The sequence below is a fragment of the Psychromonas sp. psych-6C06 genome (genome assembly GCF_002835465.1).
Lineage (GTDB): Bacteria > Pseudomonadota > Gammaproteobacteria > Enterobacterales > Psychromonadaceae > Psychromonas.
On sequence record NZ_PIZM01000002.1, the window covers coordinates 82,404 to 97,886 of the forward strand.

Consider the following 15,483-nt stretch of genomic DNA (forward strand, 5'->3'; position numbering starts at 1 on the left):
ATGAATCATTTATTATCAATGAACGGCTGTCGCTCCTTAATTTTGCTATTGGCTATGTTAATCACCCCCACAACCCTATGGGCGATAAGTATTAGTGATTTGCAGCAGGACAAATTGTTAAGTATTGAAACGTGGTTATCTACTGAAACAACCGCTAACCGTGACACAGAAAATAAACAGGGCAGTGCACAAAACAAAATACTTACCGCGGCAATTGGTGAGCAAGTTGTTTTAAATATACAGTTAGGTACAAATCGCTGGTTTACTCGCGCGCCAAACATTCCTGAAATTGAAATTGCAAATGTGATGAATCGTCAGCGTCAGCCTTTTTCGGTACATAGTAGCAAACGAATTAATGGCGAAACGTGGTCATTTCAATTGTGGCAAATATCACTACTGCCTCAGAGCTCAGGCCATTATGAACTCGGAGAGTTAGCGCTAGATATCGAAGTGATGTCACCTAATGATGGGAAAGTTGCTGGTACGGTGCGAACTCAGGCACAAGGTTTCAAAGTAATATTACCCGATGCAAACTTGGTTGAAGAAAACTGGTTTAGCGCCTCACAGGTAAACATTAAACAGCAATGGCACCAATCCAATAACAAGATAATGGTCGGCGATAGCATTCGTCGCGACGTTACCATTGAGGCTTCAAATACTTTATCCGTATTACTTCCGAATGTTTTACAACAGCAAGAAAATACACAATTTCAAACTTATGAGACACCCGCTGTTTTACAAGACCATGAACATCGTGGCGATTACCTATCAACACGCAAAGAGCAACAAACCTATATCCTGCAACAAGGCGGAGAAGTCTCGTTTCCCGATATCGTCGTTACTTGGTGGGATACAAAAAATCAACAACTGGTAAAACAGGTAATACAAGGTAAAACGATCAACGTCACCCACACATTGTCGTCGTGGTTACAACACCATCGTCGCATTTTAGTTTTCTTTACCATCGCCTTGCTATTTATATTGGCATCTATTTTAAAGTTACGTCAGCACCTAAGGCGCCATGGCAAACCAACATGGTGGTTATACTTCAAAGCAGTTAATGCACAAAATTGGTCATTATCACTCGCATTACTGTATAAAAAAATTCGTAATAATAGTGGTCAACTCACCCTTAAAAGAGGGATCACTTCATCTCAACAACAATCAGCTAAAAATTTGCAACAAACGATCAGTCTGCCAGATAATAATCATCAGATAGCTAAACGCTGTGTTTTTTCGATGTGGTTTGCAGTGCGTCAACAACATCGAAATGTAAACAGTGCCTTCAAAATATGGCGTCATGGCATACTCCCACGCGCTCTGCCTCAACTAAAAAGAGGCCTTCAAAAGCGAGGGATAGATAAACTAAAACGATAAAAGTGGCCATTAACTTAACAGGTCAGTAAAAAAATAGTTTATGCTTAACAGTCAATGAGTTGAATGAAATGAGCGCTATGAAAAATACTGATCTGAACCTTATCCCTATCTTTGTCGCTATTTATGAAGAGCAGAGTTTATCGAAATCAGCGGATCGTTTAGGAATTACGCAACCTGCGGTTAGTAAAGCATTAAAACGATTGCGTGATATTTATAATGACACTCTATTCCTGCGTGAAAACAGCAGCATGTTACCCACGCCTCGCGCCATTGATATTTACCCAGCTATATCAGCGGCATTAACCAATTATACGAGTACAATCAATAATGAAGGTACTTTTAATCCGGCTACCGCTGAACGGGTTTATTCCTTTGCAGTTATCTCTGGTTTAGGGCACACCTTTTTACCCGCTTTTTTCAGTAAACTGCGCGAACATGCACCACACCTACATTTTGAAATTCACCCTAAGTTCTCTAAAGATACTGAATTAGATTTACGTCTACAGCGCTATGATTTTGTTATCGATGCCGAACATTTTGCACCGACATTTATTAAATCACAGCACCTCTTTGATGAAGAGATCGTCGCGGTGATGAATGCAGACCACCCAAGAATTGCAGATGAGATGAGCCTTGAGCAGTTTTTAGCAGAACAACATACTGTTGTATCAGGTTGGCAAGCCCGCAGTAGTATGATGAGTGGTGCACAAATTTCAGAATTAGACTCACGCAAAATTGTCTATCGTAGTAGCGCGATTACTGAGTGTTTACCACTTGTAGAACAAACCGATATTCTTGCTTTGTGTTCAAAACGTATTGTCGAAAAACATCTATCTGTTTATAACATCAAAGCATTACCTGTACCGCTTGATATAAACAAAATCAGTATCAACTTGTATTGGCATCCATCAAGAAATACCGACCTTGGCCATGTGTGGCTTCGAAAATTATTAATCAAAGAAGGGATCGCGTTTAAAAATTCAACGATGTAATTTCCCAGGGGTAAAAGAGCGTAATAAAGCAACAATGGATATACCAATTACAGTAAATAGCTGTTCTATTTTACAGCTTTAAACAACTGACTTGCACGCTAACATTTTGCATTATTAAACAGAAGCTTACGTAAATAACACCTTGAATAAAGCTGTTTTTCTACATCAAGTTTAAAGCGCATATTTAATGTAATTGGTACTCGTGAAAACGATTATATCCCTCTTATAAAAGTGATTTAATTAAGCAACTTTTCATGCAAATCATCGATCACTTCCGGCGGTGCAATATCTGCTAAGGTGTTAATGCACTGTTCACTGTCTTGATGCTTATTACGCGCATAAATATCACACAATGCATATAAATTTTCAGCTGAACCTGACACGAGATAAGCATGTTTGAAGGAATTAATGGCCAACTCCGTATCAATTGGCTCCTGTAATACGCCATTTAAATACCAATAATAAGCGTTTTCCGGCGAAAACTGTGTCGCTTTTTGCATCGCAATAGCCGCTCTACCTTTTTGCTCTAGACGTACCAGAGCCAGTGCTTGAGCATAATATAAAGCTGCGTTTTGGTTATCAAAATTAATCCCTTGTTCAAGGATACTAAGGGCATTGTGTTCATCCCCTAGCGCATGATAATTCAGCGATGCATTTAAAAATAACGTTGCATTCTTTTGCTCTGATTCAAGCAGGTTTTTATAAAGGTGTTGCGATGCCTCAAAACGAAAGGTCAAACGATAGATATCTGCGAGTAAAAGTTGCTCTGAATAACTCTTCTTATCACTTAATTGCATGACTAATTTATCAGCATGCTGTGTTAGTTGCGCCTGCTCATCCATAGCCAATAAGTCATAGTCTTTAAGTAAATACACAAGTGCATCACCACGGACTGATTGCACGGGATCATTTAATAAAGGCGAAACCATGCGGTAACGATGCTTTAATGGATACGGGCTTGCGCCAGCAATAGCCGCTTGTCGAATTAAAGCGTGTTCATCCTTGAGTGCTCTAGCAACGGCTACAAGGCTATTTTGATTGGGATGTTGACTAATAAAGTGTAATGCTTGAACACGTTTTTCAACAGGTTCATTACTGTTTTGCGCAATGAATGCCATGCTCTCTGGTGTTGTTTCCGCAGTTGTCATTGACGTTGCACGCGCAGTTAGGCTCATACTTAATAACAGTAAACAGCTGATAACAAAGGACGCAGTACTAAACATTGGTCGGTTAAATATCATAGTGAACACCTCGAAATAGGGACTTATGTAGTGGGTTAGTGATTTTGCATTATTTGATCGTTGTATTTACCGTGTGCAACGCGATGCCCAGTATGGCGAAGAATATGTGCAAGTGGTTTATCGATATAAGCAAAAAACTTTTTCCAGCCAGCACAAAGGTAGTTAAGACCTGGCTCACCATCACGATTACTGATGAAACGATTTTTAGGGCATTCACCATAACAAGCAAATTGATATTCACAACGCTGGCATTGCGAATTCATATCGCGCGATTTTGCAAAACCAAATGCCTGCTGTTTTTTAGAAAAAGCCATTTTATCCAGCGCAGTTTCATTAATGTTCCCAATTTTATATTCTGGATAAACGTAATGATCACATGCAAACACATCACCATTAGGCTCTAACGCGAGCCCTTTTCCGCAAACTTCGCCCAACGTGCATAATGGGTTCTTGTTGCCCATCCAAGCCTCTACACTGGCTTCAAAATATTGCACCATCACTTTACCAAAATCGTTTAACACCCACTCATTAAACACCGTGATTAAAAAATCCCCCCAAGCGTGATCAGACACACACCATGGTTCCATGATGGACTCAGCGTGATCTGGCGCTAGACGCGCATCACCTTGACAATATTGCGCAGCCTGTTGATTGCTTTGTGGCGCTTGGGTACGAAAACTCTTTTGTTCAACAATTGGGATAAACTGCATCTGTGGAGACTTCACCACATCTCGTAAAAAACGGTATAACGCCAAAGGATTTTTACTGGTGACGTCATTAACACAAGTGAGTGTGGCAAAGCGCACCTCATACTTATGGAGCAACGCCACAGCGGCCATTACCTGCTTAAAAGTACCGCGACCAGCACGATTAGTTCGATAGGTATTATGCATCAGCTCAGGGCCATCGATACTTAAGCCCACAAGAAAATTATTTTCTTTTAAGAAAATACACCATTGCGCGTTCAGTAATGTGCCGTTAGTTTGTAAATCATTAGAGATAGCTACCCCTTCTGGGCAATACTTGTGCTGTAACTCAACCACTTTTTTAAAGTAGTTAAGACCTAACATTGTAGGCTCCCCACCCTGCCATGAAAAAATTATTTCCGGCGTATTTTGCTGTTCAATATATTGTTTAATATAGGTTTCAAGCAATGCTTCATCCATTTCCGGCGAGCAGCCTTTTTTGTACTCTAAGAGATCCTGCTTGCTCAAATAGTAGCAATAATCACAATCAATATTACATACTGCACCGATAGGTTTAGCCATCACATGCATACGCTTTGATGCCTTACCGTTATATTGTGGAACGTTAATTATGGTCATATCAACCCCTATTAATATCTTTACAAACAAGCCAGTGCACTTTATTTACGTACTTTATGAGCTAAATTGTAAGTGAATAACCCCATCACCATAAGCCCTATTTGGCTATACCTAATATAACCAATAGTTTGCTTATCAGACGCGCCAATCTGCTTATAATCATGGTTCATCACATTGCTGCCACTAGGGGTTAATATGCAACGCGCTAAGACTAATTTATTCAACAGATATTCAAGCCAATTTATGCCCATACTCATTTCAATGGCATTATTTATATTGGCCGGTTGTAGCCACTCTAACGCCACACCAGAGCATCCAATTGCAGCTCAAATCATGTCTGATATGGTACTTGTTGAGGGGGGCACATATATGATGGGCTCAGATTTGCCACAGGCAAAAAAATCTGAACAGCCAGCGCATCAGGTGAGTGTTGATAGCTTTTATATCTCTAAATTTGAAGTGACTCAGGGTTTATTTGAATCGGTAATGGGGGGCTCTAACAGTTTTTTTGTGGATGAGAATGTACCGGTTAATAATTTAAGTTGGCAACAAGCGATATATTTTATCCAACGGCTCAATACTCTTACGGGTGAAAACTTTCGTTTGCCGACAGAAGCAGAATGGGAGTTTGCAGCCATCGGGGGCAACCAGTCAAAAGGCTTTAAATACAGTGGCTCAAACAATATTGATGATGTCGCATGGTATTCGGAAAACGCCAATAACAGCGCTCATGCAGTGGGTTTAAAAGCGCCCAATGAGCTCGGTTTGTATGATATGACAGGTAATGTTGGTGAATTTGTCATTGATCAGTTCGATGAAAATTTTTATAAAAACTCTCCCCTAAACAACCCTAATAATGCCCAACATTCCGACATTAATTTAACCCATAAAACTACCCGTGGGGGGAGTTTTGCTTACGGTGAAGATGAGTCTGAAAACTTCCGTAGAGATTTCGCAAGCCAATCAATATTGATGTCCGACTTAGGCTTACGTTTAGCCAAAGATATTAATTAATCTCGCTATTAACCTTTCCTGACTATCGCTTTAAACCGCCCTTCGCAAGGGTATAAAAAGCGATCGCTGAAGAACTAATGACAATACAATGCGTGGAGATGACAATCGCCAGCAGTGATATCGAAAGCAATCAGGTACCACATAGCAGAGCAGTAAAGCCGAGAGCAATAATCATCACCCTCAATGCTTGGGCGATGTATATATCCTGTTCTCCGAACGAAAGTACATCAATAATTTAGAGGGCTCAAAACAGGGTTCACCATGGCGTTATGGTACTCATGTCGCTATTATTTTTGCAGGCCATGACATTACAAAAGTAGCGTATAGCTCGCGAAGTAATGGCCTATGATATAGCTCCAATACGGTCTAATAAAATACGAATTACTCTACCTAGTGGCGCAACAGGTGCAGTTTGGGAAGAGGTGAGCCATTAAGCTTAACCATAAATTAATAATCAGGTATCAAGATTATAAAAAACGCTATCTTGATACACTCAATCCCTTTAACAATGGTAGCTTTAACAATGGTAGCTTTAACAACAGGGGTTAACAAAAAAGACCATACACAGAATCTTTTAAGCGTTGATATATAAAACGACCTTCGTAGCAAATCATTCATAAAACATACACTTACCCATCACATTTAAGTCACAAAACTGTCTTTTTAAATCTTTATAGTCGCTATAACCTTTCTAATTAGCGAGTAATAAACATGAAAAAAAGTTCTTTATATGTAGCACTATTCTGCACGGCAAGCACACTCATTGGTTGTAATAGTTCCACTGATGACGTTACTGTGAACACACCTAACTCAACGTTAACCGAGCCAGCAGAAGGCACTCAACTTAAAATACGTTTGTTAGAAACAACTGATATTCACGCCAACCTCTTAAATTACAATTATTTTTCAGATAAACAAGATGACAAAGTTGGCTTAGTCAAGACCGCAACCTTAATTCGCGCAGCCCGAGATGAAGTGAGCAATACGATACTCGTCGATAATGGTGATTTAATCCAAGGTAGTCCACTAGGGGACTATATGGCCAAGGTTAAACAGCTTCAGCCAGCGCAAGTACATCCTGTTTATAAAGCAATGAATACCCTTGATTATGATGTTGCGAACATAGGAAACCATGAGTTTAATTTTGGCATCGCGTTTTTACAGGAAGCGATCAACGATGCTAACTTTCCTTATATTTCCGCGAATACCTTCGTCGATGATGGTGACAATAATCCAGACAATGATAAGCCACTCTTCGCACCTTACTTAATTCAAGAAAAGTCTTTCATTGATAACCAAGGTAAACAGCACAACCTTAAGGTTGGCTTTATCGGTTTTGTTCCACCGCAAATTATGCAGTGGGATAAAGCGAATTTGAGTGGCAAAGTGATCGCCAAAGATATTGTTGCCATGGCTAATAAATATGTCCCAGAAATGCAAGCTGCAGGAGCTGATTTAATTATTGCGATCCCTCACTCAGGTATTGATACCTCAGAGCCCCTGCCACTTGCTGAAAATGCCAGTTACTACCTGTCTCAAGTCGATGGCATTGATGCGATTTTGTTTGGCCATTCACACGCTAACTTCCCAGGAAAAAATTACGCTGATATGCAAGCTTTTGGAATCGATAATGACAAAGGTACAATCAATGGCGTAGCAGCGGTAATGCCTGGTTTTTGGGGTAATCACTTAGGTCAAATAGACTTATCTCTAGAATATACAAGCAACAGTTGGCAAGTAACCGATTCACAATCAAGCCTACAAGCGATTTATAAGACAGACGAAAATCGAATGACTATTTCGCTGGTTGAAAACGATGGTGCGGTCGAAAGTGAAGTAATGGTTGAACACGATGAAACCCGCACTTGGGTTAATCAACCCTTTGCAAAGGTTTCAGGCCCAATCAACAGCTATTTTGCATTGGTTAACGATGATCCTTCCATTCAAATTGTCACTGATGCACAAACTTGGTATACGCAAAAAATAATACAGGGCACTGAACTTGATGGGTTACCTATTCTCTCTGCTGGTGCACCTTTTAGAGCTGGTCGAGGCGGTTCAGATGATTACACCGCCATTGATGCCGGAGAGATTGCTTATCGAAATGTGGCAGACTTATACATTTACCCAAATATCTTAAAAGTGTTGAAGTTAAACGGTGCACAGGTAAAGCAGTGGTTAGAGATGTCTGCCGGCCAATTTAATCAAATTGATACCCAATCAGCACAACAACAAAACCTGATCAATGATGATTTTCCCTCCTACAATTTTGATGTAATTGATGGTGTAAATTACCAAATCGATATCACGCAAGCAGCAAGGTATAACAGTAAAGGAGACAAAATATCTGATGCTGAACGAATTAAAGCGCTTACTTATCAGGGAAATCCTGTGACTGATGAGCAACTTTTTTTAGTCGTTACAAACAACTACCGTGCATCTGGTGGCGGTAACTTCCCCGCAATCACTTCCGATAAAATAGTGATTGATTCCCCTAATGAAAACCGCCAAGTAGTGGCTGATTACTTAACCGAGCAAACACGACTCAATAGTGAAAATGGGCTTGATCCCGCAGCCGATATGAATTGGTCTTTCAGCCCGATTGCTAATGTAAACATTCTGTTTAAAAGTGCCAACAACGCTGATGCGAAAAGTTATAGCCAACAATTTAGCCATATTCAAACCACTGCAGAGACCACCAGTGATGGTTTTGCTATTTACTCTTTAGATTTAAGCCCAAAGTAACTCCAAGTATGAATGAACTGCCACAGTTCATTTTAGTTAACGTTTTAAAATCATTAATTTAACAGGAATTAAAAATATGAATGACAAGATGTTTACGCACAACTCTCAACTGTCCGCATTAATTATCGCATTCGGATTAAGCATATCGCCACAGCCCCTGCAAGCCACAGAGGCCTATACTTGGAATAATGTTATTCCCGTAAAAGTCCCCTCTGCAAATACCGATAATGGGAAAATCGTACTCTTTGATACCTCTCATGGCGGTGTCGAAGGGAATGCAGACTGGGTTATTGATGGTGCTTTCTCAGACTTTGCTGATGCATTGGTTGAAGAGGGATATCAAGTTCAAGAATATCGTGGCATTGATTTAAATAACGATGGAGCCATTCGCTACTTTGATAGTAAAAGTACAAATCAAAATGAAGCGATCATTACTTATCAAGGAATCAGCCATGCAGATGTATTCGTCTTAGCAGAAACAAACCGACCTTTTACTCAAGGTGAGCAACAAGCACTCGAACAGTTTGTGGCAGCAGGGAAAGGAATATTCTTTATTGCCGATCACTACGATGCCGATCGTAATTTAAATACCTGGGATGCAACAGAGGTTTTTAATGGTTATAACCGTTCAGCTCTTCCTAAGTATGAGATGAGTGGCGAATACGGTGACTGGCGCAACCCTAAAATGGCTAATGCAGGTTGGTTAGTAGAAAATTTTGGTATTCGATTTCGTTTTAATAGCATCGATTATAAACAGGGTGTGAGTGGTATTGTCTCGCCACAACAAAGCGAAGGGATAACTCAAGGAGTTCAGCCTATCTTAATGGCTGGTGGCGCGACACTGGCTATCGTGAATGAGCAGAAAGCCAAAGGGTTAGTATACTTTTCAGAATCAGATACGCCGGTAAAATGGAATTATGCAAAAGATAAAGGGCTCTATTTTGGTGGTGAAGCAGAAGGCCCCTATGTTGCAATAGCTAAATCTGGCGCAGGTAAAGCCGCTTTTATTGGTGACTCGTCCCCGATAGAAGATGCAACCCCTAAATATAAACGCCAAGATAACGGGCAAAATAAAAGAACCTATCCGGGTTGGACAGACTCTGGCAACGCCGCTACTTTATCGGTCAATCTTATTAATTGGCTATCCACACCAGAAAGCTATCAATACTTTGATAATCAAAATGGTCACTTAGTCGGTATTGCGACCCCTAATGCAATGGCGCAAGAAGAGATGTCCGATCCAAATAATGGGCAGCCATGGGGAGATCGCGCAAGTGGTTTTAATCCAAATGACACTAACAGTTACCAAAATAACAGTTACAACGCTCCCTATGGGGATGGGGGCACTACCTCAACCCCAATGCCACAAAACAGTGTTTCAGTGACACAAGCGCTTGCTTCAGCACAGGGCACACTACTTACAGTCAGAGGTAAAGTCAGTGCTGAAGTAAACGGTATATATGGCTTAATTTTAAACGACATTAATGATCCCACAACAGCAATCTACGTTAAATTAGAAAGCGATCAACGTACAGACTTTAATCCGCAACTTAATCCTGAAATATTAAACCAAAGCATCATCGTCACCGGGGTACGTTCAAGTTATATGAACGAAGCTGGAATCCGTGACGTGAGTGATATTCAAATTGCACCAAGCACTTTATCGGTAGCGCAAGCGTTAGCGACAGCAAAGGGAGAGGCGATTGAATTTACGGGTAAAGTCATAGCACCATTAAATGATATTTATGGTTTATTGCTCGCAGACAATAACGATCCGAGCCTTACTATTAATGTAAAATTAGAGAGCAATCAGCGTGAGCAATTTAGTCCACAATTAAACCCAGACTTACTAGATTCGTCACTTACTATCAAAGGAACACGTGATAGCTACATGGGCGAAGCAGGCATCCGTCAAGTTGTGAGTATTGAATTGCTAACCGATACTCAGCCTAGCAATATGGATCTGTCGATCAATGAAGTATTAGGTATGGAAAATGGAACGCCTGTAGTATTAAGCGGACAGATTAAGGGCAAGGTATTTGGTAAACGCGGTATTGAGTTAATTAACCCGGAAAATCCAAACAGCCATATATACATCAAACTAAAAGTGGCGCAACGCGCCGACTTTAGCCCAAAAATCAACCCAACATTAATAGGAAAAAAACTCAGAGTAGAAGGTATTATCAAACCATTTAGAGGCCATGATGGTATCAAACGCGTCACAAAATTAACCTTACTAGACTAAACACTTACCATTTTAATTATAAAGAGCAACGTGATTTGCGTTGCTTTTTAACACACTTAAAAATGATTTAGTTTAACCACTCTAATCTGCTGGCATTAACCGAAAGGTTAAGTTAATACGTTTATTCATAGGCCGTTTGCTTTTAGGGATAGTATGCTTCCAATTCTCCTGTAGGCAACCATCCATTAATAACAGTGAGTTATTCCTTAAATCCACCTTTAACGTCGATACACTATTTTGATTATGTTTGATCAAAAAGCGCCTTGTTTCACCTAAACTATATGAGGCAATCACAGGGTTAACACCTAAAATAGCTTCATCGTCTGCATGATAACCAACACCATCATGCTCATCACGATATAGATTGGCCAAAACACAATTAAATCGATAACCGGTTTGCGCCTCTATTTTGTCTTTTAATAACAATAAATTATCCGTTAAAGGCTGTGCACTGGTACGTTCTTGATAGCCACCATCTGCACGCATGCCAAATTCCCCATACCAACAGGTTAAGCGTGGCTGTTGATAGCGTTTTCCGTATACCGATATCTCCTCAACCTGCCACTGACTGTTTAACAATAACTCATCGAACAACGCACTGGCTATGTGTTCATCTAGAAAGTGAGCCCAATAAATCACACGACCATCGTGATCAACCAAGGTAATGGGATCACTTTCAAAGTTAAACAGTTGCAAAATATCTCTCTACCTTTACTTTATACCAAACGAAATAAATAGCTGAACTATTTTACGGATTAAAGCAACTTACCTGTTCGTTGAAACTTTCAGCTATATAACAATCACTTACGTTAAGCTTCGCCTTGAGTTAAGTCACTTTTCCTACGCAAAATTTAGATCACATACTTAATTCGATTGGTATTATTCAATATTAATTGAAATTAGAAACCCATTGTTTATTCGCCATTAAGTAAGCGAATTAATTTTGCAGGCATTCCACCAACAAGCGTATCCGGTAAGACATCCTTAGTCACAACCGAACCAGCTGCAATAACCGAACGCGCCCCGATAGTTACTCCTTGACAGATAACCACATTTCCACCAATCCAAACATCATCTTGCACTGTAATAGGCAAGCACTGAACCTCCCATTTTCTGCGTTTTTGATAATTTAACGGGTGTGTCGGTGTATAAAACTGTGTGCTAGGCCCAATCAAAACATTATTACCAATACTAATAGGTGCATTATCTAACATCGTGACCCCCATATTAATAAACGTATCACGCCCAACAGAGATAGTTTTACCATATTCACATAAAAAAGGAGGACAGATAACACTATTTTCGCCAACAGTTTCGAGTAACTTAACCACAAAAGGTTTCGCCTCTTCAAATTGACGCTGATTAATCTCTCGTAATAAATCAAAGGCACTTTTTCTAAGCACAGTAAACTCAGGGCTTGTTGCATCATAGTCGAGACCTAAGCACATTTTTTTAAATTCACTCATACATACCTCCGATAGACGTGATTGATGTTCTCACCAATTAAAATTACTCGCCATACCCGCATTGCTATTTCAATCCATCATGGCGTTATATTAGTGTGTTTATCTTTATAGATTATGGGCACCAGTTGCTATATTCACGACAGTATCCACAATGATCTGTTTTTTTATTTATCATAAGTCACAGAAACTACCTGTTGTTACAGGTAAATATGTTAATTACCGCTAATTTTATAGCTTCTAAAGTCAGCAACAATGATTAACATTTTTTTCTTTAACTGCATAGCCTATACTGTTAAACACCATTTATGTTCTGTGCGAGAAACGATGAAAAAACGATACTCCTTTGCCTATTTAACGTCATTATTTACTAATCAAATGGGCCGAGAATTGTATTTGGGAATGAAGGAGGCTTTACAGGATAAAGAGGTCGATTTAACGGTTTTTGTGGGCGGGGCTCTACAAGGAAAAGAGACGCTTTGTTCCGATCTTGCAGATAATACAGCCTATGAACTTGCTCAAAAAGGAGACTTTGATGGCATTATTATCTATGGTGGTGCGATTGGGCAATTAATAAGTAAAGAGGAGGTAGAAGCCTTTTGTAATAGTTTTAGTCCCATTCCTGTTGTTAATATCTCCTTACAATTACCCAATATCCCCTCCGTTGTTATTTCTAATTATCAAGGTATGTATAAGCTGACAGAGCATTTAATAAGCGCCCACGATTGTAACAACTTTGCCTTTATCAAGGGCCCAGAGACACATGAAGAAGCAGAACAACGCTTTAATGCTTTTCATGATGCATTAGCGGATAACCAAATAAGCATTAATGAAGAGTTTATTCTGCCGGGTAACTTTTCCATGGAAGCGGGTGTCGCTGCGGTTGCAGAATTAATGAAAAAACCTAAAAGTTGCTTACCCGATGCGATCGTTTGTGTCGATGATGACACAGCCTTAGGCGTAATAAACGCCTTAAAAGAACAAAAAATCTCGGTGCCTTCAGAAATTATCGTCACAGGCTTTGATGATGCTCGTTTTGCTAAAAACTGTGTTCCATCAATAACTAGCGTGCAACAACCCTTTCAGAAGCTTGGCCAAACAGCAGCTTTACAGTTATTCGAAAAAGTAAATGGTAATCCGATTGCACAGTTGATAGAAGTTGAATCATTGCCAGTCATCCATGAGTCCTGTGGTTGTTATGGTCATCAGCAATTTCCTTTTATAGCGAGAACAGAAAACGAAGAAAATGATGACAACATGTTTATCGATAGCATGATTGGCAGTTACCAAGAAAATCTAACGATTAACAGCTTACTGCTAATGCAGCTGTTAAGCAGTTTAGAAAAAGTCTGCAATGGAGAAACTGAAGTCGTTTTCTATAACGCTTTTAGTTTATTTATGGACAACCAGAGCGCCCCGCAGGAAAAAATCCCCTTCATTTTAAACTTATTAGCAAACTTGAAAAATCATGTGCAACACAAATTTGAAGAGCGTTTATTAAATGCAATTTTCCAACAAGCCGCACTTAATGCCCACTCCATCATTCAACGTACCTCTGCACTAGCGCAATATCAAACAGAAGAAAATTACAATCAACTCAACTTCGTTAATCAAAAATTACATCAAGCGACCAGCTTGAAACAGTTCTATGAGATGAGTCACAAGCTATTAGGCAGTCAATATATCAACCGCTGTGCCATTTTACTGTATCAAGAAAGAGGGAAGAAACTCGATAATTTGCGCATGACTTTTTCTTATAATCAACAACAATTATCGATCCCTTCAGAAGCAAGCCCAATCTGTTTAACTAGCATATTTGATGACTTTTTCCAGCGTGGTAAGAGTAATGCCATCGTCATGCCATTAACATTAAGCCGTGAAAAAATAGGTATCGTGCTCTTAGATTTGAATAATGATATTTTGGATTTAAGCCAAACATTGAGCTGGCATTTCAGTAGCATTTTAAAACGCTTACAAACCATATCAGAAAATGAGCAAAAAAGAGGGCAACTTGAAAGCACCTTACAAGATTTACAAAAAACACAACAACGACTTATTGAAACAGAAAAACTTGCGGCATTGGGAAAGCTAGTAGCAGATGTAGCCCATGAGATGAACACACCGCTTGGTGTAAGCATCACTTACTCCTCATTGATCGTTGATACTACAGAAAAAATAGAACAACTCATTAATAACGGCCCTGTCAAGAAAAGTGAGTTAAATGCACAACTGGCATTACTTAATAAAGCAGGTAAAGCGAATTTAGTTAATTTAGGGCGCTCTAGCGACTTAGTAAACAGTTTTAAAAACTTAGCGATTGAGCATGATCCTACGCAATTACGGACGCTCTTTATCAAAGAAACCATTGAAGATGCGATCGTACCAATGCGTAACCGCCTCAATAAAGCTCATCACCAAGTGACAATCAACAGTCCTAGTAAGCTGGTTGCTTATAGTTACCCGAGATCACTGGTTCAAGTGTTAATGGCATTTATTGATAATTCGCTATGTCATGCTTATAAGCTCGATGAAAGAGGCTGTATCACCATTTCAGCAGAGCAAGATGAAGAGCAGATTATGATAATTTATGAGGATGATGGTTGTGGTATTTCTGACCACGATCGTAACCATATACTTGAGCCTTTTTTCACCACTAAACGGAACCAAGGACACGTGGGCTTAGGATTAACAACCATTCATAATATTGTTCGAAAAAACCTTCATGGAAAGCTAAAAATTTGTAACGTGGCTCAAGGTACTAGAATACAGCTAAGCTTTCCTGTTGATATAAAAAAAGCACTTAGCACAGATCAAGATATCAATTAACGATCAGTTATTTTAATTAGCAGATAAATTGTGCAAGAAAAGAAAAGAACTTGAATATAGAACGGTGTGGCTCGTATCAAGAAATGGAAGTGAGGAGATACAAGTCAATATCACCATTAGCGAGCAAGTAAAAGTAATGATTAGCTAATATACGCAAACTAGCTAATCATTAATTCGAAGGCGTTCAAAATTCTGTGATGCTGCTTAATCATTATCAGTAAATTTAGTTTCAGCTTAGAAGCAGTTTTGCTTTTA

At 39.5% G+C, this 15,483-nt stretch carries 11 protein-coding genes; 6 read left to right on the top strand and 5 right to left on the bottom strand.

Annotated features, from left to right (window positions below):
- Together CW745_RS03495 and CW745_RS03500 are read left to right on the top strand one after the other, a co-directional pair.
- Complete coding sequence (locus CW745_RS03495) at positions 1 to 1,377, top strand: BatD family protein (RefSeq protein ID WP_101107147.1); 1,377 nt, start codon at positions 1 to 3, stop codon at positions 1,375 to 1,377.
- Positions 1,378 to 1,454: 77 nt separating this feature from the next.
- Positions 1,455 to 2,369, top strand: coding sequence for a LysR substrate-binding domain-containing protein (locus tag CW745_RS03500; protein WP_193755531.1), 915 nt, complete (start codon positions 1,455 to 1,457; stop codon positions 2,367 to 2,369).
- 236 nt (positions 2,370 to 2,605) lie between these two features.
- Here CW745_RS03500 and CW745_RS03505 read toward each other — a convergent pair whose 3' ends face one another.
- From CW745_RS03505 to CW745_RS03515, 3 genes are read right to left on the bottom strand one after another with little or no spacing between them, the layout of a single operon-like run.
- Positions 2,606 to 3,610, bottom strand: a complete 1,005-nt coding sequence (locus tag CW745_RS03505) for a hypothetical protein (RefSeq protein WP_101107149.1) — start codon at positions 3,608 to 3,610, stop codon at positions 2,606 to 2,608.
- A gap of 35 nt (positions 3,611 to 3,645) precedes the next feature.
- Positions 3,646 to 4,935: an anaerobic sulfatase maturase gene (locus CW745_RS03510; RefSeq protein ID WP_101107150.1), complete on the bottom strand. Its 1,290-nt coding sequence runs from the start codon at positions 4,933 to 4,935 to the stop codon at positions 3,646 to 3,648.
- 41 nt (positions 4,936 to 4,976) lie between these two features.
- Positions 4,977 to 5,186 (bottom strand): hypothetical protein, encoded by a 210-nt coding sequence (locus tag CW745_RS03515; protein WP_101107151.1) that lies wholly within the window; start codon positions 5,184 to 5,186, stop codon positions 4,977 to 4,979.
- Between CW745_RS03515 and CW745_RS03520 the strand changes: the two genes are divergently transcribed.
- The 3 genes from CW745_RS03520 to CW745_RS03530 all read left to right on the top strand — a co-directional run bounded on the left by CW745_RS03520 (position 5,179) and on the right by CW745_RS03530 (position 10,939).
- The gene (locus tag CW745_RS03520; RefSeq protein ID WP_101107152.1) at positions 5,179 to 5,949 is read left to right on the top strand and encodes an SUMF1/EgtB/PvdO family nonheme iron enzyme; all 771 of its coding nucleotides are present in this window, start codon (positions 5,179 to 5,181) and stop codon (positions 5,947 to 5,949) included. The genes CW745_RS03515 and CW745_RS03520 overlap by 8 nt on opposite strands.
- 711 nt (positions 5,950 to 6,660) lie before the next feature.
- Positions 6,661 to 8,694 (top strand): bifunctional 2',3'-cyclic-nucleotide 2'-phosphodiesterase/3'-nucleotidase, encoded by a 2,034-nt coding sequence (locus CW745_RS03525; protein WP_101107153.1) that lies wholly within the window; start codon positions 6,661 to 6,663, stop codon positions 8,692 to 8,694.
- A 76-nt stretch (positions 8,695 to 8,770) separates the two neighbouring features.
- The gene (locus CW745_RS03530) at positions 8,771 to 10,939 is read left to right on the top strand and encodes a DUF6359 domain-containing protein (RefSeq protein WP_238596682.1); all 2,169 of its coding nucleotides are present in this window, start codon (positions 8,771 to 8,773) and stop codon (positions 10,937 to 10,939) included.
- Between the two features lie 81 nt (positions 10,940 to 11,020).
- Here CW745_RS03530 and CW745_RS03535 read toward each other — a convergent pair whose 3' ends face one another.
- Both CW745_RS03535 and CW745_RS03540 read right to left on the bottom strand, forming a co-directional pair.
- Positions 11,021 to 11,635 (bottom strand): alpha-ketoglutarate-dependent dioxygenase AlkB, encoded by a 615-nt coding sequence (locus CW745_RS03535; RefSeq protein ID WP_202973150.1) that lies wholly within the window; start codon positions 11,633 to 11,635, stop codon positions 11,021 to 11,023.
- Between the two features lie 218 nt (positions 11,636 to 11,853).
- The gene (locus CW745_RS03540) at positions 11,854 to 12,405 is read right to left on the bottom strand and encodes a sugar O-acetyltransferase (protein ID WP_101107155.1); all 552 of its coding nucleotides are present in this window, start codon (positions 12,403 to 12,405) and stop codon (positions 11,854 to 11,856) included.
- Positions 12,406 to 12,729: 324 nt separating this feature from the next.
- On the opposite strand from CW745_RS03540, the gene CW745_RS03545 reads away from it, so the two are divergent.
- Positions 12,730 to 15,228, top strand: a complete 2,499-nt coding sequence (locus CW745_RS03545; RefSeq protein ID WP_193755532.1) for a substrate-binding domain-containing protein — start codon at positions 12,730 to 12,732, stop codon at positions 15,226 to 15,228.
- Positions 15,229 to 15,483 lie beyond the last annotated feature (255 nt).